This window comes from Pseudomonas sp. R1-1, from assembly GCF_051132135.1.
Classification (GTDB): domain Bacteria; phylum Pseudomonadota; class Gammaproteobacteria; order Pseudomonadales; family Pseudomonadaceae; genus Aquipseudomonas.
Window position 1 is genome coordinate 2,969,513 of the sequence record NZ_CP071663.1, and the last position, 24,184, is coordinate 2,993,696.

Here is a 24,184-nt window from a genome sequence, read left to right on the forward strand (position 1 = left end):
GCTGGCTCCCACAGTGGTTGCATTTCAGATTGAAATCTTCACTGCCCCTTGGCCGACAGCGGCGGTGTGCGTGGGGGGATCCGGCGTTTGTTGCCGGTGGATTCGAAGGCGGCGGCCAGGCGCAGCAGGCTGGAGTCGTCGTAGGCGCGGCCGGCGAAGGTCAGGCCGACGGGCATGCCGATGTCGGCCATGACACCCATGGGTACGGTGACCGTTGGTACGCCGAGGTGGCGGATTGCGAGGTTGCCGTTGGCCACCCAGATGCCGTTGCTCCAGGCGATGTCGGCCGAGGCCGGGTTGACGTCCGCGTCCGCCGGGCCGACGTCGGCGACGGTGGGGAACAGCACGGCGTCAAGGCCAAGGTTGTCCATCCAGTCTTCGAGGTCGAGGCGGCGGGTCTGTTCGAGGCCGCGCAGGCCGTCGGCGACGGTCGGGATCTCGTTCCACGGAGTAATGCCGCGTTCGGCCATGCGCACGTATTCATCCATGCCGGCGGCCAGATCGCCTTCACGGTTGGGCAGGGTGCCCGGGTCGTGCGGGAAGATTTTCGGCCCGTCGACGTCAACCAGACGATTGAGCTTCGGGTCACCGTTGGCTTGCAGGAAGTCGTCGAACGCCCACGCGGTCAGGTCCCACAATTCATGATGCAAAAACTCTTTCGACACCAGCCCACGGTTGAACACGGTCGGCGCGCCGGGGCGATCGCCTTCGCAATTGGAGACGAGCGGGAAATCGGTTTCGATCACTTCAGCGCCGGCCGCTTCCAGTGCCTGGCGCGCCTTTTGCCACAACTCGATCACCGAGGCGCGGGTGTTGATGCGTTGACCAGTCGGGCCGCCGATGCCCGGCGCTTCGCTGGTGCCAGCCTCGGGATCGGCATTGATGTACATGCGCGGAATGGCGAAACGTTTGCCGGCCAGCGCTGCGGGGGCGGCAGCGAGTTCGGCGTAAGACGCCGGGCGCACTTCGCTGACGCTCGGGATCGGCACCCATGTTTGCAGGCGCCAGAGGTCGCCGCGGGTGTCCGGGTCTTCGGCGACCACCACGTCGAGCACTTCGAGCAAGTCGGCCATAGTGCGGGCGAAGGGCACCACCACGTCCATGGTCGGCGTCAATGGCCAGTTGCCGCGCACCGAGATCACCCCGCGCGACGGCGTGTAAGCGCACAAACCATTGTTGGACGCCGGGCCACGGCCGCTCGACCAGGTTTCTTCAGCCAGACCGAACGCGGCGAAACTCGCGGCAGTGGCGGTACCGGCACCGTTCGACGAGCCGGAGGCGAACGGCGCCGTCAGGTAGGCAGCGTTGTAAGGGCTTTCGGCGCGGCCATAAACGCCGCGCTGCATGCCGCCATTGGCCATCGGCGGCATGTTGGTCTTGCCCAGGCAAATCGCCCCGGCGGCGCGCAGGCGTTCTATAGTGAACGCGTCGCGATGGGCCACCAGATCGGCGAAGGCCGGGCTGCCCGAGGCGGCGGTCAGGCCTTTGACCAGATAACTGTCTTTGGCAGTGTAAGGAATGCCGTCGAGCGGGCCGAGGGTCTGGCCTTTGGCGCGGCGTGCGTCGGAGGCGCGGGCCTCGTTCAAGGCTTCGGGGTTGCGCACCACCACGGCGTTCAGCGCAGTTGGCGTGTCGGGGCCGTCGTAGGCGTCGATGCGTGCCAGATAGGCTTTGACCAGCTCGACCGCGGTGGTCTGGCCGGATTCTAGTGCGGCGCGCAATTGCGCGATGGACACTTCGGTAACTTCGATCATGCGCGCACCGCCGTTTGCGGTTGGGCGTTGTAGCAATAGCTGTTCATGGCAGTTCTCGTTGCACGGCTTCAGGCGACAAGGTTAAGACTGGCGCCTATTTAACACCAAGCAGGGCGCGGAGTAATCGGCGGAGTGGTTTGGCAGCATAATTTCTTCGCTTTCGCAGGCCTCATCGCCAGCAGGCTGGCTCCCACATTTGGAATGCATTCCAGGCAGTAATGAGTTTCACAGCAAGAATGCAGTTCAGGCGGCCATGGGTTTCAGGGGAAGAATGCATTCCAAATGTGGGAGCTTGCCTGCAAGCGATGGCTTTCTTTCAGGCGCTGAGTTTTTTGGTTTGCTGTGTACATATCCGTTGCTTCGGGTGCTGCGGCTGGCGGTTTCGCCCTTACGGCGAGTCCCTTTTTCAGACGCCAAAAAGGAACCAAAAGGCTTGCTCCTCCGTACGGCCCTCGCAGGCTCGGGTCCCTTCGCTGCGGGATCGCTCCGGGCGCAGCGGCTACGGTTTGCTTCGCTGCACCTACTTCCGCTGTGTACGACTTCGTCGTACGGTCGCTGCGCTCCCACGCCCGGATCAATCCCTCCGCTCAGCCTTCCGATGTCGCCGGTGACGCAAGATCAAGAGCACTCGAGCTGGCGCTCATTGTTGAGTGGTTAGAAGCGTCGCATGGCTTGAGATCTTCAGTGGATTCGCCCCTCACCCCAGCCCTCTCCCCAAGGAGAGGGAGCCGATTTTGGTTGGATTCGAAATTTGCATTCGACTCGGTATCTCAGATTTGCGTATCTAGCCCAATCACCACGGTCAGTCCCCTCTCCCTCCGGGAGAGGGCTAGGGTGAGGGGCTTTTGATTTTCGAATTGATGGCTGGCATCTGGCCTGGTGGTCCACGCGATCCCTGTGGGAGCTTGCCTGCAAGCGATGGCGGCCGGTCAGCCGACACCACTGAAACTGAACCACCACGACCCCCGGAAAAATCACAACACCTGAAAAAAACCATAAAAAAACCCCGCGACCGAATGATACGCGGGGCAAAAAAATTGGTTGGTTGCGGCCAACCAAAGGAGCTCAGTTCAACGATTACTTGCTGGCAACGGTCTCCGGCTGCCAGCCGCCGCCGAGGGCTTTGTAGATGGCGACGATGCCGCGATACAGGTCGACTTCGGCCTGGGCCTGGCTGTCTTCGGCGTTCAGTCGTTCACGTTGCGCATCGAGCAGCACGAGGAAGTCGGTGGTGCCTTCGCGGTAGCGGATTTCAGCGAGGTCGGCGGCCTTGCGGCTTGATTCGCTCTGGCGGATCAGCGAGATAAGCCGTTGCTGCCGCTTGCCGTAATCGCTGAAGGCGTTTTCCGATTCTTCCAGTGCCAGCAGCACTTGCTGCTCATAGGTTGCCAGCGCGCCTTCGGCTTCGGCATCGGCGCCGCGCAAGCGGGCGCGCACGCTGCCGAGGTCAAACGCAGCCCAGGTGATGCTTGGGCCGAGGGCCCAGGCGTTGGCGGCCGAGGAGCCGATCTGCGAACCGCGCCCGGCCGTCCAGCCGAGGAAGCCGCTGAGGCTGACCCGTGGGAACAGATCGGCTTTCGCTACACCGATACGCGCCGTGGCCGAGGCCAGTTGGCGTTCAGCGCTGAGAATGTCCGGGCGACGTTGCAGCAATTCACCCGGATCGCCGATCGGCAAGGCCTTGGCAATCGCTGGCAGGTCTTTCGGGCTGAGGTCAACGGTCAGCTTGTCCGGACGTTCGCCGAGCAGCGTGGCGATGCGGTTTTTCTGCCGCACCTGTTCCGCCTGCAACTGCGGCACGGTGGCTTCGACGTTGGCCAGGCGCGCATCGGCCCGTTCGACGTCGAGCTGATCACCGACACCGGCATCACGCAGGCTGACGGTAATCTTGCGCGACTCCACCTGGTTGTTCAGGTTGGCCACGGCAATCTTTTCACGCAGTTGCGCACCGCGCAGTTGCCCGTAAGCGTCGACCAGTTCGGCGATCATCGTGACTTGCAGTTGATACAGGTCGGCTTCGGCCGCCTGCTGGTCGGCGTCGCTGGCTTCCAGATTGCGCTGGATGCGCCCGAACAGGTCCAGTTCCCAGGCCATGTCCAGGCCCAGATCGTAGCGTTCGCTGTTGACCCGGTCGGTGGTCTGGCCGGGAATCTGGCCTTTGCCCAGGTCACTGCTGGCACGGCTGGTGATGGTCGGCATCGCATCGTTGCTGGCATCGTCGCGGATTGCCCGAGCGGCTTTCAAACGGGCGAACGCTACGCGCAGTTCACGGTTGCCTTGCAGCGATTGCGTGACCAACTGGTTGAGGGTCGGGTCATCGAATTGCTGCCACCAGATGCCTTCGAATTTCGACCGGTCGAAGTTCTTTTGCCCGGCGGCGCCGTCGGTGGCGGCCGTGATGTTGGCCGCCTCCGTGGCTGGGGTCTTGTAGTCGGGGCCGACGGCGCAGGCGCTGAGGGCCAGCACCAACAGGCTCGGCAGGAAGACTTTCAGACTCATTGATGCGCCTCCAGTGGCTTTGGAAGGTTGTGCGCCTTGGCCGCCTTGCGGGCCTCACTGCGTTCAACGAAGTTACGGATCAGCACGTAGAACACTGGCGTCAGCAACAGACCGAAGAAGGTCACCCCGAGCATCCCGGAGAACACCGCCACACCCATGGCATGACGCATCTCGGCACCGGCACCGCTGGAGAACACCAGTGGCACCACACCCATGATGAACGCGAAGGAAGTCATCAGGATCGGCCGCAGACGCAGACGGCAGGCTTCCAGTACCGCGGCAAGCGGGTCGAGGCCTTCTTCCTGTTTGTCCTTGGCAAATTCGACGATCAGAATCGCGTTCTTGCATGCAAGTCCCACCAGTACGATGAGGCCGATCTGGGTAAAGATGTTGTTGTCACCGCCGGAGATGATCACACCGGTGATGGCCGACAGCAGGGTCATCGGTACGATCAGGATCACCGCCAGTGGCAGGCTCCAGCTTTCGTACTGCGCGGCGAGCACCAGGAACGCCAGCAGTACGCAGAGCGGGAACACGAACAGCGCGGTGTTGCCGGACAGAATCTGCTGGTAGGTCAGGTCGGTCCACTCGTAGGTCATGCCGTTCGGCAGTTCGTCCTTGAGCAGTTTCTCGATGGCTTTTTCGGCCTGGCCGGAGCTGTAGCCGGGAGCTGCTGCACCGTTGATTTCAGCGGTGATGAAGCCGTTGTAGTGCATCACACGATCCGGACCCGAGGTGTCGCTGACCTTGATGAAGGTCGCCAGCGGGATCATTTCGCCTTTGTTGTTGCGTACTTTCAGCTGACCGATCTGATCGGATTCGAGGCGGAACTGTTGTTCGGCCTGAACGTTGACCTGATAGGTGCGCCCGAAGCGGTTGAAGTCGTTGGCATACAGCGAACCCAGGTAGATCTGCAGGGTGTCGAAGATGTCGCTGACGGCCACGCCGTGGGTCTTGGCTTTTTCGCGGTCGATGGCGGCATCGACCTGTGGCACGTTCACGGTGTAACTGGTGAACAGGCCGGCCAGTTCCGGCACGTTGTGGCTCTTGTTGATGATGTTCATGGTTTCTTTGTACAGCTCGTCGTAACCGAGGTTGCCGCGGTCTTCGATTTGCAGACGGAAGCCACCAATGGTGCCCAGACCCTGTACCGGCGGTGGCGGGAAGATCGCCATGTACGCCTCTTGAATGTTCGCGTACTGGCCGTTCAAGGCCCCGGCGATTGCACCGGCGGACATGCTCGGGTCTTTACGCTCGTCGAACGGTTTCAGGGTGACGAAGACGATGCCGGCGTTCGGGCTGTTGGTGAAGCCGTTGATCGACAGGCCCGGGAACGCTACGGCGCTTTCCACGCCTGGCTGTTTCAGCGCCAGGTCAGACATGCGCTTGATCACGTCTTCGGTGCGGTCCAGGCTCGAGGCGTCCGGCAGTTGCGCGAAGGCCACCAGGTATTGCTTGTCCTGGCCGGGTACAAAACCGGTCGGCGTGCTGGAGAAACCGAAGAACGTCAGCACCATCAGGCCTGCGTACAGCAGCAGGGCGATGCCGCTGCCACGGATGACCCGGCGCACGGTGCCGACGTAGCCATGGCTGGCGCGATCGAAGAAACGGTTGAACGGGCGGAACAGCCAGCCACCAAAGATCTTGTCGAGCACTTTCGAGAAGCGGTCTTTCGGCGCGTCGTGGCTTTTCAGCAAAACAGCGGCCAGTGCTGGCGACAGGGTCAGCGAGTTGAAGGCCGAGATCACCGTCGAGATGGCGATGGTCAGGGCGAACTGCTTGTAGAACTGCCCGGTGAGGCCGGAAATGAACGCGGCAGGTACGAACACCGCACACAGCACCAGCGCCGTCGCAATGATCGGGCCAGTCACTTCACGCATCGCCCGTTTGGTCGCTTCAACCGGTGTCAGTCCGAGTTCGATGTTGCGCTCGACGTTCTCCACCACGACGATGGCGTCGTCCACCACGATACCGATCGCCAGTACCAGACCGAACAGTGACAAGGCGTTGAGCGAGAAGCCGAACAGGTGCATGACCGCAAACGTACCGATCAACGATACCGGCACCGCCACCAACGGAATGATCGAGGCGCGCCAGGTCTGCAGGAACAGGATCACCACCAGCACCACGAGGATCAGTGCTTCGAACAGGGTGTGCACCACCGCCTCGATCGAGCCGCGCACGAAGATCGTCGGGTCATAGACGATGCTGTAGTCCATGCCCTGCGGGAAGCCTTTCTTCAGCTCTTCCATCTTGCCGCGAACTTCGTTCGAGATATCGATGGCGTTGGAGCCCGGGCGCTGGAAGATCGGAATCGCCACGGCCGGCTGGTTGTTCAGCAGCGAACGCAGGGCGTACTGGCTGGAGCCGAGCTCGACGCGCGCGATGTCTTTGAGGCGGGTGATTTCACCGTCGTCGCCAGCACGAATCACAATGTTTTCGAACTCTTCCTCAGTGACCAGACGGCCCTGGGTGTTGATCGACAACTGGAAGCTTTGCGCGGTCGGGGCAGGGGGCGCGCCGAGCTGGCCGGCAGCGACCTGACGGTTCTGCTCGCGGATCGCAGTGACCACGTCGGTCGCGGTCAGATTGCGCGAAGCGGTCTTGTTCGGATCGAGCCAGACACGCAGCGAGTAATCGCCCATACCGAACAGCTGCACGTCACCGACACCACCCAGACGCGCTAGCTCATCCTTGATGTTGAGGATCGCGTAGTTGGACAGGTAGAGCATGTCGTAGCGTTTGTCCGGCGAGGTCAAGTGCACAACCATGGTCAGGTCGGGCGAGGCCTTGTCGACGGTGATACCGATGCGCGTCACTTCTTCTGGAAGTTTCGGCTCGGTCCGGGTCACGCGGTTCTGCACCTGTACCTGCGCGTTGTCCAGGTCAGTGCCCAGAGCGAAGGTGATGGTCAGGGTGATCTTGCCGTCAGCGGTCGATTGCGAGGACATGTACAGCATGTTCTCGACGCCGGTGATGGCTTGCTCCAACGGCGCGGCCACGGTTTCACCGATGACTTTGGGGTTGGCACCCGGGAAGTTGGCACGCACCACCACGGTCGGCGGCACAACTTCCGGGTATTCGCTGATCGGCAACTGGAACAGCGAGATCGCACCGGCGATCAGGATCAACAGCGACAGCACCGCTGCGAAGATCGGCCGGGAAATGAAGAATTGGGAAAAATTCATCGGAGTTGTCGTCCCTTAACCGCGTGGGGTCGTAGCAGCCAGCTTCGCAGCCGAACCCGACGCGCCTTTGGCAGGGGCGACTTTGGGCAGGTTGCTGGCTTCCAGCGCTTGACGTTGTTGGGCGAGGGCGGCGAGGGTCTGCTCGCTGGCCATCGGAATCACTTCAGGGGTGACTGGCGAGCCGGGACGCACCCGCTGCAGGCCCTTGACGATGATCGTGTCGTCTTTTTGCAGACCGGTGCGGACGATGCGCAGGCCTTCGATTTTCGGCCCGAGTTCGACAGGGCGGTACGCGGTTTTGTTGTCCGCATCCATCACCAGCACGAACTTCTTGCCCAGGTCGGTGCCGACGGCTTCGTCGTTGATCAGCATGGCGTTGTAGGTGCCGCTGCCGACCAGTTTCAGCCGTGCGTACAGGCCTGGGGTGTAGGTGCCGTCAGTGTTGTCGAACACCGCGCGGCCACGGATGGTGCCGGTTTTCGGGTTGACCTGGTTGTCGACGAAGTTCATCTGACCCAGGTGCGGGTTGCCGTCTTCGTTGGACAGGCCCATGTACACCGGGGTGGTCGCACCGCGCTGACCGTTGCGGGCCAGTTGGGTGTACTTGAGGAATACGCGCTCGTCGGCGTCGAAGTAGGCGTAGACCTTGTCGGTCGAAACGACGCTGGTCAGCGCAGTGGTGTCGGCGGTCACCAGGTTGCCGGCGGTGATCTCGGCACGGCTGACGCGGCCGCTGATCGGCGCGGTGACGCGGGTGAAGCTCAGGTTCAGTTTGGCCAGATCGAGTTGCGCTTGCAGAGCACCGACGGCGGCGCGGGCTTCCTGGGCAGCGCTGGTGCGCGAATCAGCCAGTTCGGCGGAGATCGCGTTGCTGGTGCGCAGACGTTCGCCGCGAGCGGCTTCGTTTTCGCTGCGGGTGGCGGTGGCGCGGGCCTGGGCGACCAGTGCTTCGAGGCGGCGGACCTCGGCCTGGAACGGACGCGGGTCGATCTGGAACAGGAGGTCGCCTTTCTTGACCAGTGCGCCTTCGGTGAAGGCAACCTGATCGATCTGGCCGGAGACCCGCGGGCGGATTTCAACGGTTTCCGGCGCCTCGAGGCGCCCGGTGAATTCGTCCCACTCATTGACCGGTTGTTCGAGCACCTTGGCCACGCTGACTTTTGCAGGAGGCATGGCAGCGGTGGTCTCCGGGGTTTTGCCGCAGGCGCTCATCACCAGTACGGCCAACAGGGCCATCGGGAAGCGCAAATGTTTGAGTGAATGTTCCATGGATGCATCCGCCAAAGTATTGAAGATGGGCGGATGATGCTCGGCGGGGTGTGATGGCACGAATCGAATGAAGCAAAGGTAACTATCATTCGGAATGATATAAGACCCGAAGCAGCCCTCTAGCGTGCGCCTTTCGTTAGGGGGCTATCAATAGGTTTTTGGGCAATGATGTGTTGCTTTTTGTGCAACGATCACGATTCGTGGGTGGCATTGGATTTTGTGGGAGCTTGCCTGCAAGCGATGGCTTTCTTTCGGGCGCTGGTTTTTTTGGTTTCGGGCACATATCCGTTGCTGCGGGTGTTGCGGCTGGCGGTTTCGCCCTTACGGCGAGTCCCTTTTTCAGACGCCAAAAAGGAACCAAAAGGCTTGCTCCTGCGTTCAGCCCTCGCAAGCTCGGGTCCCTTCGCTGCGGGATTGATCCGGGCGCAGCGGCTACGGTTTGCTTCGCTGCACCTCCTTCCGCTGTGTCTGGCTGCGCCAGACGGTCGCTGCGCTCCCACGCCCGGATCAATCCCTCCGCTCAGCCTTCCGATGTCGCCGGTGACGCAAGATCAAAAGCACTCGAGCTTGCGCTCATTGTTGAGTGGTTGGGAGCGTCGCATGGCTTTGGGATTTGTGGTGGATTCGCCCCTCACCCCAACCCTCTCCCCCAGGAGAGGGAGCCGATCTGCTTTGGCTTTGAAAATCGCGTACGACTCGGTATCCCAAGTCGGCGTATATCTCACATCCACCACGGTCAGTCCCCTCTCCCTCCGGGAGAGGGCTAGGGTGAGGGTTGGCTTTTGACTGTGCCCCGTGAGAATGTCAAGCCTGATGAGTGCGCTCAAATGTGGGAGCTTGCCTGCAAGCGATGGCGGCCGCACAGGCAACCCTTTCATTGCCAGACCCACCGCCATCGGCAGCAGGCTGGCCCCCACGGGTTTACGCGGCAATTCAAACGCCGAACCCGCCATTGCGGCGGGTTCGGCTGGCCAATCAGAGTTTCGGCAACTGACCGATGCGGCCGATCATTTCGGTGACGATCTGCAGGTCCAGCTGGAATTGCTCGACGGTCTTGAACTCCCCATCAGTGTGCCCGGTGTATTTCACGTTCGGCATGGCCAGGCCGAACTGCACGCCGTTCGGCAATTCATGAACGGAGGTCGCGCCGGCGGAGGTGCCGAACTCGTGTTTCATGCCGAGGTTTTCGGTGGCGACTGCCAGCAACGCCTTGACCCATTCTCCCTCAGGGTTGCGGTACATCGGTGCTGCGACCGAATAATCGAACGCCACCCCAACGTGGGTTTTCTTGCTCCAGGCGGCGAGCTTGTCGGCGATTTCGGCTTTCAGCTTCTCCGGCGATTTGCCTTTCGGCACACGCAGATTGACCGCCAGTTTGAAGGTCTTGTCGTCCATGCCGACAAAGGTCGGCGAGGTGGTCAGCGGCCCCATGAACGCGTCGGAGAAACCGACGCCGAGCTTGTTGCCGAGGTAATCCAGGCCCCAGTTGTCGGCGAGGTAACGGGCGGCGTCGGTGATGTGGTTGTGCTTGAGCGCGACCTTGCCATCAAGGCTATTGATGAAGTCGAGCATGCGGGCCACCGGATTGACCCCGGACTCGGGTTCGGAGGAGTGCGCGGATACGCCGGTCACCGTCAGTTTGACGTCCTTGCCATCGACTTTGGCGCTGACCTCGAAATTGCCGCCGTTGCGCTTGGCGTATTCGCTACCGGCCTTTTGCAGGCTGGCCGCCAGTTCCGCAGGCTTGTCGGTAAGCAAGGTGGCCACCGAGGCAGATGGGATCTGATTGGTCGCCATGCCGCCGGTCAACGCAACGATTTCTGCACCGTTGCCTTCGCCTTTGCGCTTGGCGAAGTTGGCCATGACGGTGCCGTAACCTTTTTCGGCAATCACCACCGGGTAGCCGCCGTCCAGTGCGAGGTTGTAGTTGGGTGTCGGATTGCGTTCGAAGTAGTAAGGAATGGCATCACCGGTGGTTTCTTCGGTGGTGTCGACCAGCAGCTTGAAGTTGCGCACCAGCGGCAGCTTTTCTTCCTTTATGACCTTCATCGCGTACAGGGTGACGACGATGCCGTTCTTGTCATCTTCTGTGCCGCGACCGTACATGCGATCACCGATCAGGGTGATCTTGAACGGGTCGAGGCGGGTGCCATCCTTGAGCACCCAGTTTTCCGGAGTCACCGGCACCACGTCGGCGTGTGCATGAATACCCACGACTTCATCGCCGCTGCCGTCGAGGGAAATCTCGTAGACACGATTGTCGATGTTGCGGAATTTCAGACCGAACGACTCGGCGAGGCTCTTGATCTTCGCGGCGATTTTGATGAATTCCGGGTTGTCGTGCTGCTCGACGCCGTCCTTGCGATAAGTCGGGATTTCGACCAGCTCACGCAGGGTTTCGGTGGCCGCTGCGCTGTATTTGACCCGCGTGTAGAGACCAAGCAGGCGGTAGATCTCGTTCTGCTGTTCAGCGGTCAGGGTCTTTTTATCCAGATAAGCACCGATGGCCGGGCTGATCTGGGCTTTTTTTGCCAGATCATTTTTGCCCAGTTCGCTGAGGAACTGATGGAAATCAGTCACCGATGCGGCGTTGTAGCTTTTCAGTATTTCGGCGCTTTGCTGCGCGGTGATGTTGGCTTGCGCAGGCGCGGTGAAGACGGCGAGGCCGGCCAGTATCAGTGTGGTCGCCGCGAGTTTTTTGAAAGGGACATTCATTGCGAAAGGCATTCCTTTGCAGAGTGATAAATAAGTCGTGCCTGAATCTCAAGACACATGCACTTACAAACTACCACCGCTGCGCAGGAATGCGGGAGCCCTGAAACGGGACGTGTCGCACAGAACGGCAAAAGCGACGCATCGATGAAAACGCTCCATGCGCAAAAACTCGTCATGGCTTGATCATGAGCGGTTATTCATGCTCAGCTCGTGGCCGACAATTCGTTCGGATGACACGCCCATGAAAGATCTCCCGCCGACTGCGACCTTGCGTGCCTTTGAAGTTGCCACCCGGCACCCGACCTTTACCGCTGCGGCAGAAGAACTGCACGTGACCCAGAGCGCGGTCAGCCATCAGCTCAAACACCTCGAAGCGCTGTGGGGGCTGCAGTTGTTCGAGCGTGGCAAAGCGTTACGCCTCACCGCAGCGGGGGCGACGCTGGCGCCGATCGTGCGGGAATTTTTCATCAGTCTGGAGGCGACGCTGGCGGATCTGCGCGAGCAAAAGGGCAGGGTGCGCCTGAGCGTCAGCACGACGTACTCCTTTGCGCTGAAATGGCTGTTGCCGCGTTTGCCGAGTCTTTCACGCCAACATCCAGAGTTAGTGGTTGCGCTGGACACTACGGACAAAATCATCCATTTCGCCGCGGGCCAGGCTGACGTGGCGATCCGGCTGGGCAAGGGGAACTATCCGGGTCTGTTTGCTGAATTTCTGTTCGGCGAGCAGGTGTTTCCTGTCGCCAGTCCCGAGCTGTTGCAGCGCATTGGCACGCCACACAACCCGGCCGAATTGCTGCACTTTCCGCTGCTGACACGCGATGGCGCCGAACTGGTGCCGAAATGGGAAGCCTGGTTCGAAGCCATCGGGCTGGGGTTTTCGCCCGTTCGCGAAAGTGTCCGGTTTGGCGACACCAACATGACCGTAGAAGCCGCGTTGCTCGGTCAGGGTGTGGCGTTGGTGCGCAGCGGCCACGTCGAGAACGAGATTGCCGATGGCCGACTGGTGCGCCTGTTCGACGTGCCATTCGCATCGCCGCTGGCCTACTACTTTGTCTGCCCCAAGGGCATCGAAGCGCAGCCGCACATTGTCAGCTTTCGCCAGTGGCTGATGGCGGAGGCGGTGAAAGTGCGCTGAGCGGCTTCATGAGGAATCACTCATGATGCATTGAGAAGACTTCGCTGTAGTCCACTGACCGTGTTACCTAAGATGGTGCCCATGCCTACCCATATCGTGATCCTGGTTCTGTTCGCCGCACTGTTGCATGCCAGCTGGAACGCGCTGCTGCGCGGCGGTGCCGATCGGCTGTGGTCGATGACCGTGATGTGCATCGCCATCGCCATCACCTGTGCCATCGCCGCAGTGTTCATGCCGATACCCGCGGCGGCAAGTTGGGGTTACGCGGTGCTCTCGGCGCTGCTGCATGTCGGCTACAACCTGTTTCTGGTGCGCAGTTACCGCGTCGCCGAACTGGGCCAGGTCTATCCGATTTCCCGTGGATCGTCGCCCGCGCTGATCACCCTTGGTGCCGCCGTTTTCGCCGGCGAACGCATCGCCCCCGGCCAACTGCTTGGCGTTGCACTAGTGTCCGGCGGGATCATTTCGCTGGCCTTTAGCGGGCGCAGGCTGTCGGTGCCGAGCCTGCCTTACGCGCTCGGCACCGGTTGTTTTATCGCCGCCTACAGCGTTGTCGACGGTATCGGCGCCAGGCTGTCTGGCGCGCCGCTGGCTTATACGGTGTGGATGTGCGCGTTGTGGGGTGTGCTGATGCCAGCGGTGTACATCGGCCTGCGCGACGCCCGCAGCCTGTTCACGCTGCGGCCGGGAACCCTGGCCGCGGTGGTCGGCGGACTGGTGTCATTGCTGGCCTACGCCATTGTCATCTACGCGATGAACGAAGCGCCGCTGGGCGCGGTATCGGCATTGCGCGAAACCAGCGTGCTGTTCGCGGCGTTAATCGGCTATCTGTTTCTCGGCGAGGCACTCAGCGCCCGGCGGATATTGGCGTGCGTGGTGATCGTCGGCGGCATTTTCATCATCGGCTGACACGGCCGACTGTTCAGGAGCCAGGTTCATGAATGAAGTCTCGCAGGCACCGTTGATGCTGATAACCGGTGGCAGCCGCGGAGTCGGCGCCGCTACAGCCCGACTCGCCGCCGCGCAAGGCTACGACGTCGCCATCAGCTATGTGGCTAACGAGTCCGCGGCGCAGACAGTGATCGCGGACATACAAGCCTCAGGACGCAGAGGGTTGGCGGTGCGCGCTGACAGTGCCGATCCTGAACAGGTCGCCGAGCTGTTTGCGGCCATCGACCGCACGTTCGGACGCATCGACGTGCTGGTCAACAATGCCGGGATGCTGGCCAGACAATCGCGACTTGAAGACCTCGACTTCGCGCGGATGCAACGCATCTTTGCAGTCAACGCCATCGGGCCGATCCTGTGCGCCCAGCAGGCGATCAAGCGCATGTCGCACCGGCATAACGGCCCGGGCGGCGTGGTGATCAACGTGTCGTCCGCGTCCGCGCGTCTCGGCAGCCCCAATGAATACGTCGACTACGCCGCGTCGAAAGGCGCGCTGGAAACCTTCACCATCGGCTTGGCCAAGGAAGTCGCGCGTGAAGGCATACGCGTCAACTGCATCCGCCCCGGCCACATCTACACCGACATGCACGCCAGCGGTGGCGAACCCGGGCGGGTCGACCGCGTCAAGGACTCGATTCCCATGGGCCGAGGCGGGCAGCCGGAGGAAGTGGCGCGGGCCATTCTATGGCTGGCGAGCGCGGAGGCATCGTTTGTCACTGGTACCTTTCTGGATGTGACAGGAGGTAAATGACTCGTTGATAGACGTGCCATTGCACCCCGCTTGGGTGCGGCACTGATCAACTCCATTTGTGCCAGCCTGGCACGTCTGAATTTCCATTGGCCTGCATTTCCATGTTTCCCGCAAACCCCTAATTTGCACGCTGCGCCTGCCTATCCATGAACGGCGTTTCAGACAGCGCTTGGGCGTGCAATCAAAGCGGATGAAATGATTCAGGGAAACGCTCGAAAAATCATGCCTTACGTGGAATACCTTTTTTGCTCTGCCGTCTCATATGGGCTTTTCAGTGCCTGTGGGTTCATATCAAGAGAAGGCAATGATGATCAGATTTAACGACCTGGCGATTTTTGTGCGTGTGGCAACAGTGGATAGTTTCTCTGCCGTAGCCCGAGAAATGGATCTGTTTCCGGCACAGATCAGCGCTGCCATAAAGCGCTTGGAATGTGAACTCGATACGCGCCTGTTTGCGCGTTCCACACGAAGTCTGCGCCTGACTGCAGAAGGCGAGCGCTATCTGCCTTATGCGCGGGAAGTGCTTAATACGCTGAGCGAGGGGCGAGCCGGATTACAGCAGGACGATCGGCAACTCCATGGGGTTTTGCAGATCGCCAGTGCCTCGGATTTCGGCAGAAACGTGCTGCTTCCGTGGCTAATCGATTTTCGCCGCGAGAATCCCGGCTTGGTGCTCCGCGTCATGTTGTCCGACAGCGTCTCGGACATCTTTCGTGATCCCGTAGACGTGGCCGTCCGATATGGCACGATGCAAAACGCTGACTTCATCTCGCTGCCCTTGGTGCCAGGCAATCGCCGCGTCATCGCGGCATCGCCGGCTTATATCGCGCTGCACGGACGGCCCGAATCGGTGGGAGACCTGAAGGAACACGCTTGCCTGCGCTTCCACATGAATGGAAAGCTCTACGACCGGTGGATATTTCCCAATTTGCCGGAGAATGACTCGGTCATCGTAAACGGCCCTGTTCTGAGTGACGACGCAGACGTCATTCGACGCTGCGCCATCGCCGGCGAAGGGATTTTGTACAAATCATGGTTGGACGTTTGTGAGGATGTAAGTGCCGGTCACCTGGAGGTGTTACTGCCTGATATTCCCGGTGAGCTTTATCCTCTGAGCTTTGTGTGCCCGCACCGCAAGCAGTTTACGCCAGCGCTTCGTTTGCTTTACGCGTACTTGAAAGACAAGTGCGAAGCGCTGCTGGTAACGCACGCCTAGGCGCGCGTCAGTGATCACTGTGTTGCAACCTGGCCGGATCGAAGACCGAGATAATCGGTATACCCTTCTACCCCTTGGCTGAACCATGTCGAACGGTCCTCCTGCGCCAGTGGCAGGCCTCGGCGCAGCACCTCTGGCAACTGCGGATTGGCAATAAATGGCCGCCCAAACGCGACTGCATCGGCAAGGCCCGTTGCCAGGGCGGCTTCGGCACGCGCCGAATCGTAATCGGAGTTGAGAATCAGCGTGCCTTTGAAGGCCTCACGAATGATTGCGGCGCTTGGAGGATATTCCGACACGCCGAAACTGCCGTCAGCCGGCGGCTCGCGTAGCTCGAGATGAGCAATGCCAATGTCGGACAAGACTTCTGCGGCGCGAGTAAACAGAGGCACAGGATCGCTATCCCTCACGCCTTGGTCGTGACTGCTTGGGGTTAATCGAACTCCGGTCCGGTCTGCTCCAACCACATGTGCCACCGCTTGGGTCACTTCCCTGAGCAGCCTGACCCGGTTCTCGACCGAGCCGCCATAGGCGTCGGTGCGGAAATTGCCGCTGTCACGTAAAAACTGATCGATCAGGTAACCATTGGCAGCGTGGATCTGCACGCCATCAAATCCCGCCAGCAACGCATTGCGTCCTGCCTGGACGAACTCGGCAATCAGCGAGGGTATCTCCTCAAGCGGTAGCGCCCGGGCCTGGGAGTAGGGTTGTTTACCGGCGTAGGTATGGGCCAGTCCAGGCGCTGTCGTTACCGATGGGGCGATGGGTTGTGCGCCATCCAGAAAGCTCGGATGGACCACCCGGCCCATGTGCCAGAGTTGAGCGATTATCCGGCCGCCGGCAGCGTGGACCGCGTCGGTAATCAGTCGCCATCCGGCAATCTGCTCAGCGGACCATATACCCGTGGCGTAAGCCCATCCCAGGCCTTGCTGGCTGATGCCGATCGCCTCGCTGATGATGAGGCCGGCTGTCGCACGCTGGGCGTAGTAGTCGGCCATGATCGGGGTAGGGACGTGATGCTGGGTTCCCCTGGCCCGCGTCATCGGGGCCATGATGATGCGGTTAGGTAACGTGATAGCGCCCAGTTGAAGCGGCTCGAACAGTGTGGTCATAAATACCTCCTACAGAACTGACAAAAGTGCTTCAAACCAGGCGTGCGCCGCCATCGACATTGATCGTCGCGCCGTTCATGAAACCATTGCTCATCAGGAAAACCACCGCCGCGCCGGCTTCTTCAGCGGTACCGAGGCGATGCAGCGGCAGGGTTTGTTCAAGTGCCGCGACGAAGCCGTCACGCGCATCGCCCATGGCTTTGGCGAGGATCGGCGTGTCGATAGGTCCCGGAGAGAGGGTGTTGACCCGCACAGGCGCCAATTCGAGAGCGAGGCCACGGGCAAAGGCTTCCATGGCCGCTGATGCAGCGGCGAGCACCGCCGTCCCGTAGGCATTGGGGCGGTCCGCCAGTGAACCGGAAATGAAGGTGACGGAGCCGTCTTTTGAGAGACGATCACCGAGTGCTCTCAGCGCATGGATAGAGGCCCAGATTCGCTCATCGAACGCGCGGTGCAGATAGGCAACGTCGGCTTCGAGCACTTTGCCTGCGACGAAAGTGCCGGCCAGCAACACCAGGTGATCGACCTTCGGAAGGTCTGCCAGAGCCGCTTGAATCTGCTCAGGCTGGGTGACATCCGCTGCACGCCAGCCATCCAGCCCGTGGGTGTCGGCGGCTTGCCGGGCGCGTTCCGGGTTCGAACCGATGACCACGACCTTGGCGCCAGCGGCTTTGGCCTGGATGGCTGCGGAAAGTCCAATACCGGATGTGCCGCCGACGATCACTACAGTGCGATTATTGAGCGGGTTTGGCTGTACTTCAGGCATGTCTGTTTGCTCCTCAAGGGCATCGAATTGATGCTGTGGAGACAGCGTATGCGCTTGGCCCAGCGTTGATAATAGGGCTGCAAGTGGTTACTCTTGTGCCATGAAAGCACAAATTGGTCTGGACCGCCTGACAGGTCTCATCGCCTTCGCTCGCACGGCCTCGCTGGGTAGTTACACAGCGGCTGCACGCGATCTCTCTGTCTCGCCTTCGGCAGTCAGCAAAAGTGTTCAGCGCCTGGAAGAACATTTCGGCCTGCGGCTTTTCAGCCGGACTACTCGCTCATTGACCCTGACCCCCGAGGGACGCGAGCTGTACGAGCGTGCATTGCGGGTAATCCGTGAGGTCGAGGACATCGAACAAGCCGCTGTCGCGTCGAGGGGCGAGCCGTCAGGAACGCTCAAAGTGACCGCGCCGCTGCCGATCGGGGTCAACATTCTTGCCCCGGCGCTTCCTGCGTTCCGTGAGCGCTATCCGAAACTAGTGGTGGATCTGCGGCTCGGCGATCAGTTCGCCGACATCATCGAGCAAGGCATCGACGTCGCCATCAGAGTCGGCAATCTGGCTGACTCGCGGCTGGTATCCAAGCCACTTGGCCCGCATCGAATCTGCACATTCGCATCGCCCGGTTATCTCGCCAGAAAAGGCAAACCGCGCAACATTGATGATCTGGTCAGCCATGATTGCGTGAATTTTCGCTATCAGAGTTCGGGGCAGGCGCTGCGCTGGCCGTTTCAGGTCGGTGAGCGTGTCGTCGAGATCACGCCCGACGCCACAATGACCATCGATGTAAGCGATGCCGTCGCAGTGACACTCGCGGCAGGCGGCGGCATCGGTATCTCTCCGACCTACGTTGCCGCGCCTTTTGTGCAGCGAGGTGAGTTGGTTCCGGTGTTTCCCGAGCACGCCGTAGACCGGTTCGTCATCACCGCACTCTGGCCCGAAAGCCGAAGAGGTAATCCCAACGTGAAGGCATTCGTAGACTTTTTACAGGAAGTCTTTCCGGTGCCGGCGCCTTGGGATGTGATAGTCGAATCGTCCGCAAATGTTGAGCGCTAAGGACGTTTGACCAGATGTATGCCGCACCCAACCGGGAATGCGGCATGCGCAAGGCTCGCTTAGTTGAGGTGCGCCTTGAGCTCGGTGCCTGCCTGTCTCATGGCCGCTTTGACTTGCGGTACCTGGCTCAATGGGTTGAGCAGGCCATAATCATGAATCATGCCGTTGTAGCGAACCGCGGTGACATCGACCCCGGCCGCGTCCAGCTTCTGCGCATAGGCTTCGCCTTCGTCTCGTAACACATCCAGCCCCGCGGTTTGAACGAGTGCAGGTGGAAGGCCTTTCAACTGATCGATGCTGGCTTTGAGCGGCGATGCATGAATTTGCGCCCGTGCATTCAGGTCGGTGGTATAGCTGTCCCAGAACCAGGTCATCATGTTTTTGGTGAGGAAATGACCTTCCGCGAATTGCTTGTAGCTGTCCGTCTCGAAGCTGGAGTCGGTGACCGGCCAGAGGAGCAACTGGAATCGAATCTTCGGGCTGGCTTTCTCCTTGGCCATCAGGCTCACGACGGCCGCCATGTTGCCGCCGACACTGTTACCGGCCACCGCCAGACGCTTGCCATCGACATTGATCTGTTGACCGTTTTCGGCCACCCATTGCGTGGCCGCGTAAGCCTGATTGATGGCGGTGGGATAGTGGGCTTCAGGGGAGGGCGTGTAATCGACATACACCGCAACCGCGCCGGAGGAAACGACCAGGTCGCGAATCAGCCGTGCGTGTGTCGGGTAATCTCCCAGAACCCAGCCGCCGCCATGAAAGAACATGAACGCGGGAAGCTCGCCTTTGACTTTTTCCGGCCGTATCACCGTCAGTTTGAGGGGTTTACCTTCGAAGGTGATCGTCCTGTGAGTGACCTCCACGCCCGATAAATCAACCTTTACCGAGTTTTGTGCGCCGGTCAGCACGGCGCGGGCTTCTTTAGGGCTCAGTTGCTCAAGCGGCTTGCCAGCACCCGCTGCAAGCGCGTTGAGAAAGGTTTGAGTTTGATGTTCCGGCACCGGATCGGTAGCAGCCATTGCCGACCCGACCGATAGGGCGAGCATCGTCGGCACCGCTTTCACGAGATGTTTCATATTGCCTCCTGAGGCCATTGGTTTATTTAATGATTTGCTGCGGGGACGTTTGGAGCCACGTCGATACGGCGTCGGCAAAGGCTTCAACATCTCTGCCGTTACCGGTGATGATCCATTTCAATATCACTACGTCGTCGGGTACGAAGATGGCGCCATAACTCTTCAACTGAATGACTAATTCAACTGTGTTATCAATGGTTGCTTTTTTTCCAACCAGAACACCGGCCTGGGCCAGCACTATCGCGCCGAGGCCAATTCCGGCGACCAACTTTCGCGCGTTGTCGAATTTTTGCAGTCTGGAAATAATGTCCGTGTTGTTCCATAAACACTCTTTGGTTCCGGTCTCGCCCATGATAGCGATAGCGTCAAAGCAATCGCTATGCAGTTCTTGCACGTTGTGAGTCTTGAGATTGCCAATATCTATCTCTTCGGAGTTGCGCACATCAACGGAAAAAATTTTCAAATTGTATTTTTTGCGCCACACGCCCAGGCATGACATGAGCATCGGCGCGTCAATCCGCCTTGGCGGGATAATGATCGCTAAACTTTTCATCGGTGTGTCCTGGCCGCGCAGCTGAATAGGTCTGTAACAAGCATTAAACAGTCGAGCGCTCAGATACAGCCGAGTAATGAATGAGGACTTACACCCCAGCGATTCAAATCGATCAGGCGCTTCGTTTCCAAGGCCCCGGCGGCATTCGCACTTTATTTGTGTAAGTGCTGAATATTCGCGCGTGTTCTCTTTTCGGCTGCCGAAAAATATGCTTCGGCTACATAGGGCTCATGCATGACTTGCAGACTCTCTACAAGTCACGCTGTAAATGAACGTGTGAAGGTATCCAGTGAGGTGCTGAATGAATGAGTTACCAGAGAAACGGCAGACGAGTGAAAGTTACAATCAAATCAGAGTGCACTTTCATGTTTGCCCATCTCAAACTTGCGTTGAAGTACAAGATGCCCTTGAACGCCTCGCATTGCTGCCCGGATGCGTTGACTATGACTTAAGGTATTCACAGTCAAACATATTTCAATGGACCATTACCGGCGTATGGAGCCATGCGGAAAACCGCAATCGTCACTATTGCAGTGAACAGATTCAGGTTCTCTTCAGGTGTCTGATTTTGCAGCGCGCCTCGCTGATTTGTTGCAGCGAGGGCGATATGTTGCATCCCACGGACTTGGGCGCTTGAGCCTTGTATTGCAAGCAGGCGTGTGAGCGGTTTCCTCGATAGGTATTTATCGTGCTGAAGGCGCAGCCGAACTTTCACGTATCGTCAATTCAAAAGGCAGAATCACATGCTGCTCAGGATTGATCTTTTTCTCGATCAGGTTGATCAACATCTCCACGGCCGTGCGTCCAAAGCCTTCGGCCGGCTGGGCAATCGTGGTCAGCGGCGGATCGCAGTAGTGCGCCAACGGAATATCATCGAATCCCACCACCGAGATATCTTCGGGCACGCGCAGGCCGGCTTCCTTGATGCGCTTGAGCGCGCCAATGGCCATCTCATCGTTTTCACAAAACAGCGCAGTCGGGCGATCGCTTAGCGTCAGCAGGGTGGCGGCGCCGTCGTAGCCGGCGCGCAGGCTGAAATCGCCGTGGCAGATGATCGCCGGGTCGTTGCGGATGCCTGCCTCGGCCAACGCCGTTTGATAACCGGCGACCCGTTGCTGGGTCAGAGGACTGTGTTGAGGGCCTTTGATCAGGCCAATCCGGTGATGGCCCAAACCGATCAAGTGTTCAGTCATGGCCTTGGCAGCCGCATGGTTGTCGAGGCTGATGGTGGGATGGCGTCCGCCCTGGATGACTTCACAGGCGTTGACCATCGGCGGCGGCTCAGCGCTGTCGGTCTGGAAGGGGTCATAGGCGCGCAACTGAATCACGCCATCGGCCTGATGCGCGTAGACCAGCTCGGCAAATTCACGTTCGATCTCTTCGCGCCCCTGGGTATCGCAGAGCAGCAGTCGGTAACCGGCGGCCTGGGCAGCGGATTGCGCGCCGCTGATCACCCGGGCAAAAAAACTGTTGGCAATTTTCGGAACCAGAATCACCAGATTGCCGGTGCGCCGTGAGCGGAATTGCACGGCCATCAGGTTGGGGCGATAACCGGCTTGCTCGACGGCGGCATTGACGATGTCTCGGGTGGCCTGGCGCACGCGCTCGGGCGATTTCAGGGTGCGCGATACGGTGGCGACCGAAACGCCAGCGAGCCGGGCGACTTCACGGATATTGGACAAAACCACCTCATGTCTGAACTGAACGTCGGGCGAGCTTACAGCAGGTCTGCCTGCGCTTGAATCCTTGGGAGTGTGGATTATCGGTTTGACAGCACACGCCCCAGCGCCTAAATTCCTGCTCAGATGTAACCGGTTACATTTGCCTGCAAACAGCTTTCAGCCGCGCCGGACAGAGAAGGTCAGCGATGAACACAGTGATACCTAAAATAAGAATGGGCTTTGTCGGGGGCGGAGAGGGCTCGTTTATCGCTCAAGCGCACCATCAGGCTGCGGGCCTCGATGGCCGCTTTGAGCTGGTGTGCGGAGCGTTCAGTCGCGACGCGCAGAACAACCTGCGAACCGGCAACCGCTTGGGCCTGCCTCAGTCGCGTTGTTACAGCACATGGCAATGGATGCTGGAAGCCGAGCGTGCGCTACCGGCTGAGCAGCGCATGGAGTTGCTGGTGATCGTTACGCCCAATCATCTACACGCGCCGGTGGCCAGCGAGGCATTGGCTGCAGGTTTCCATGTGTTCAGCGAGAAACCCGCCGCATTGAGCCTCGCTGAATTGCAGGACCTGAAAATCCGATTGAACGGCAGCGCCGGGCTCTATGGTCTGGCCCATACCTACCTCGGTTACCCGATGGTCTGGCAAGCGCGGGACATGGTGCGTAGCGGAGTGATCGGTAACGTACGCAAGGTGCTGGTGGAGTATCCCCAGGGCTGGCTCAGCCAGGATGTGGCCGGGCAGGGCAACAAGCAGGCCGAGTGGCGCGGGCAGCCGGAATTGTCCGGTGCGGGCGGCTGCATCGCCGATATTGGCACCCACGCGTTTTCCCTGGCGGAGTTTGTCGCTGATCAAGCCATCACCCACCTGTGTGCCAACCTCGGCGTGCACGTCGAGGGCCGTCAGTTGGATGACGACGCCGCCATGCTGTTCAAGATGGCGCAGGGCGCCAGCGGGATGCTGATTGCCAGTCAGGTCTGCGCGGGCGAAGAAAACCCGCTAAGCATTCGGGTCTACGGTGACAAGGGCGGCCTCGAATGGCGCCAGGAACAGCCCGCCAGCCTGATTCATCGCTCACTCGACCAACCGATGCGCATCCTGCGTTCCGGCACCGGGCAGCCGTGGTTGTGCGAGGCCGCGACCCAACGTATGCGCCTGCCCGCCGGGCATCCCGAAGGTTATCTGGAAGCGATGGCCAATCTGTACAGCGACTTTGCCACGGCCATCCGCGCAGGCGGGGTAAACCATGCCGCACCTGGCGTGCCGGGGATCGAAGTCGGCCTGCGCGGCATGGCGTTTATCGAGGCGGCCATTGTCAGTCACCGCAGCGATGCCAAATGGACCCCTTTGGAGTGCAACGTATGAAACCGCAAGCGTCCGCTGTGAGCGCAACTGCCGCTGTCTCGCAAGGCCTGCGCGGCCCGGGGATCTTTCTGGCGCAGTTCATCGGCGATGAAGCGCCATTCGACACCCTGGCCAATATCGCGCAATGGGCGGCGTCCCAAGGCTACAGCGCCATTCAACTGCCGACGCTGGGCACACGCTTTATCGATCTGCAACGCGCAGCTGAAAGCCAGAGCTATTGCGATGAATTGAAAGCCGTGTGCGCCCGCGCCGGCGTGGAAATCAGTGAACTGTCGACACACCTGCAAGGGCAATTGGTGGCGGTTCATCCGGCGTTCGATGCGTTGTTCGATGATTTTGCGCCGGCTCATTTGCGCGGCCAGCCTCAGGCGCGCACCGAGTGGGCCATCGAGCAATTGAAACTGGCGGCGCGGGCCAGCCAGCGTCTTGGCCTGACCGCACACGCCACGTTTTCCGGGGCTCTGCTGTGGCCCTACATGTACCCGTGGCCGCAGCGCCCCAACGGTCTGGTCGAACAAGGGTTTGCCGAACTGGCCAAGCGCTGGCTGCCGATCCTCGATTGTTTTGACGAGGCCGGTGTCGATCTGTGCTACGAAATTCACCCCGGTGAAGACCTGCATGACGGCGCATCCTTCGAGCGTTTTCTTGACGCGGTCAATCATCATCCCCGCGCCGCCATCCTCTACGACCCCAGCCACTTGTTGCTGCAGCAGATGGATTACCTGGGCTTTATCGACCGTTATCACTCACGCATCCGCATGTTCCACGTCAAGGACGCGGAATTCCGTCCGGATGCGCGCTCCGGGGTTTATGGCGGTTATCAGGGCTGGGTCGAGCGTCCTGGACGGTTTCGTTCGCTGGGTGACGGGCAGATCGACTTCAAGTCGATTTTCAGCAAGCTGACCCAATACGGGTTCAGCGGCTGGGCCGTGCTGGAGTGGGAATGCTGCCTGAAAGACTCCGCGCAAGGTGCTGCCGAGGGCGCTGCATTTATCCGCGAGCACATGATTACCCGGAGCCAAAAGGCCTTTGACGATTTCGTCAGCGTGGCCAGCGACGCGGCTTCCAACAGGCGCTTGCTGGGCTTGCCCGACGCCTGAGTTTCACCCGC

At 60.2% G+C, this 24,184-nt stretch carries 18 protein-coding genes; 7 read left to right on the forward strand and 11 right to left on the reverse strand.

The window, feature by feature from the left end:
- Window positions 1–38: 38 nt before the first annotated feature.
- The 5 genes from J3P75_RS13465 to J3P75_RS13485 form a co-directional block, all read right to left on the reverse strand.
- Window positions 39–1,754, reverse strand: a complete 1,716-nt coding sequence (locus J3P75_RS13465; protein ID WP_434711084.1) for an amidase — start codon at window positions 1,752–1,754, stop codon at window positions 39–41.
- Between the two features lie 1,077 nt (window positions 1,755–2,831).
- The gene (locus tag J3P75_RS13470) at window positions 2,832–4,253 is read right to left on the reverse strand and encodes an efflux transporter outer membrane subunit (protein WP_208937480.1); all 1,422 of its coding nucleotides are present in this window, start codon (window positions 4,251–4,253) and stop codon (window positions 2,832–2,834) included.
- A complete protein-coding gene (locus tag J3P75_RS13475) occupies window positions 4,250–7,441 on the reverse strand; it encodes an efflux RND transporter permease subunit (protein ID WP_090283546.1) in 3,192 nt (1,063 codons plus the stop codon). The genes J3P75_RS13470 and J3P75_RS13475 overlap by 4 nt, the downstream gene beginning before the upstream one ends.
- 15 nt (window positions 7,442–7,456) lie before the next feature.
- Window positions 7,457–8,710 carry a multidrug efflux RND transporter periplasmic adaptor subunit MexE gene (gene mexE / locus J3P75_RS13480; RefSeq protein WP_090283543.1) on the reverse strand — a complete coding sequence of 418 codons (1,254 nt, stop codon included), beginning with the start codon at window positions 8,708–8,710 and terminating at the stop codon, window positions 7,457–7,459.
- A 975-nt stretch (window positions 8,711–9,685) separates the two neighbouring features.
- Entirely contained in the window at window positions 9,686–11,425 is a 1,740-nt protein-coding gene (locus J3P75_RS13485; protein ID WP_434711087.1) for a dipeptidase, read from the reverse strand.
- Between the two features lie 241 nt (window positions 11,426–11,666).
- Here J3P75_RS13485 and gcvA point away from each other — a divergent pair, with 241 nt between their 5' ends.
- The 4 genes from gcvA (at window position 11,667) to J3P75_RS13505 (ending at window position 15,475) form a co-directional block, all read left to right on the forward strand.
- A complete protein-coding gene (gcvA, locus tag J3P75_RS13490; RefSeq protein ID WP_434711089.1) occupies window positions 11,667–12,560 on the forward strand; it encodes a transcriptional regulator GcvA in 894 nt (297 codons plus the stop codon).
- Window positions 12,561–12,641: 81 nt separating this feature from the next.
- Window positions 12,642–13,469 (forward strand): EamA family transporter, encoded by an 828-nt coding sequence (locus J3P75_RS13495; RefSeq protein ID WP_434711091.1) that lies wholly within the window; start codon window positions 12,642–12,644, stop codon window positions 13,467–13,469.
- A gap of 28 nt (window positions 13,470–13,497) precedes the next feature.
- Window positions 13,498–14,259, forward strand: a complete 762-nt coding sequence (locus tag J3P75_RS13500) for an SDR family oxidoreductase (protein ID WP_434711092.1) — start codon at window positions 13,498–13,500, stop codon at window positions 14,257–14,259.
- Between the two features lie 307 nt (window positions 14,260–14,566).
- The gene (locus tag J3P75_RS13505) at window positions 14,567–15,475 is read left to right on the forward strand and encodes a LysR substrate-binding domain-containing protein (protein ID WP_434711292.1); all 909 of its coding nucleotides are present in this window, start codon (window positions 14,567–14,569) and stop codon (window positions 15,473–15,475) included.
- A gap of 14 nt (window positions 15,476–15,489) precedes the next feature.
- Here the strand turns inward: J3P75_RS13505 and J3P75_RS13510 are convergent, their stop codons facing one another.
- Together J3P75_RS13510 and J3P75_RS13515 are read right to left on the reverse strand one after the other, a co-directional pair.
- Complete coding sequence (locus J3P75_RS13510; RefSeq protein ID WP_434711094.1) at window positions 15,490–16,587, reverse strand: alkene reductase; 1,098 nt, start codon at window positions 16,585–16,587, stop codon at window positions 15,490–15,492.
- 31 nt (window positions 16,588–16,618) lie between these two features.
- The gene (locus J3P75_RS13515) at window positions 16,619–17,353 is read right to left on the reverse strand and encodes an SDR family oxidoreductase (RefSeq protein ID WP_434711095.1); all 735 of its coding nucleotides are present in this window, start codon (window positions 17,351–17,353) and stop codon (window positions 16,619–16,621) included.
- A 100-nt stretch (window positions 17,354–17,453) separates the two neighbouring features.
- Here J3P75_RS13515 and J3P75_RS13520 point away from each other — a divergent pair, with 100 nt between their 5' ends.
- Window positions 17,454–18,410: a LysR family transcriptional regulator gene (locus J3P75_RS13520; protein ID WP_434711097.1), complete on the forward strand. Its 957-nt coding sequence runs from the start codon at window positions 17,454–17,456 to the stop codon at window positions 18,408–18,410.
- A 59-nt stretch (window positions 18,411–18,469) separates the two neighbouring features.
- On the opposite strand, the gene J3P75_RS13525 is transcribed toward J3P75_RS13520, so the two are convergent.
- From J3P75_RS13525 to J3P75_RS13540, 4 genes are all read right to left on the reverse strand, one after another.
- Window positions 18,470–19,486 carry an alpha/beta hydrolase gene (locus J3P75_RS13525; protein WP_434711098.1) on the reverse strand — a complete coding sequence of 339 codons (1,017 nt, stop codon included), beginning with the start codon at window positions 19,484–19,486 and terminating at the stop codon, window positions 18,470–18,472.
- A gap of 22 nt (window positions 19,487–19,508) precedes the next feature.
- Window positions 19,509–20,039, reverse strand: coding sequence for a DJ-1/PfpI family protein (locus J3P75_RS13530; RefSeq protein WP_434711100.1), 531 nt, complete (start codon window positions 20,037–20,039; stop codon window positions 19,509–19,511).
- A gap of 463 nt (window positions 20,040–20,502) precedes the next feature.
- Window positions 20,503–20,655 (reverse strand): hypothetical protein, encoded by a 153-nt coding sequence (locus tag J3P75_RS13535; protein WP_434711102.1) that lies wholly within the window; start codon window positions 20,653–20,655, stop codon window positions 20,503–20,505.
- 67 nt (window positions 20,656–20,722) lie between these two features.
- Window positions 20,723–21,721, reverse strand: a complete 999-nt coding sequence (locus J3P75_RS13540) for a LacI family DNA-binding transcriptional regulator (RefSeq protein ID WP_434711104.1) — start codon at window positions 21,719–21,721, stop codon at window positions 20,723–20,725.
- Between the two features lie 185 nt (window positions 21,722–21,906).
- Between J3P75_RS13540 and J3P75_RS13545 the strand changes: the two genes are divergently transcribed.
- Window positions 21,907–23,073 carry a Gfo/Idh/MocA family protein gene (locus tag J3P75_RS13545; protein ID WP_434711106.1) on the forward strand — a complete coding sequence of 389 codons (1,167 nt, stop codon included), beginning with the start codon at window positions 21,907–21,909 and terminating at the stop codon, window positions 23,071–23,073.
- A complete protein-coding gene (locus J3P75_RS13550; RefSeq protein ID WP_434711108.1) occupies window positions 23,070–24,173 on the forward strand; it encodes a sugar phosphate isomerase/epimerase family protein in 1,104 nt (367 codons plus the stop codon). Before J3P75_RS13545 ends, J3P75_RS13550 begins: the two co-directional genes overlap by 4 nt.
- Window positions 24,174–24,184 lie beyond the last annotated feature (11 nt).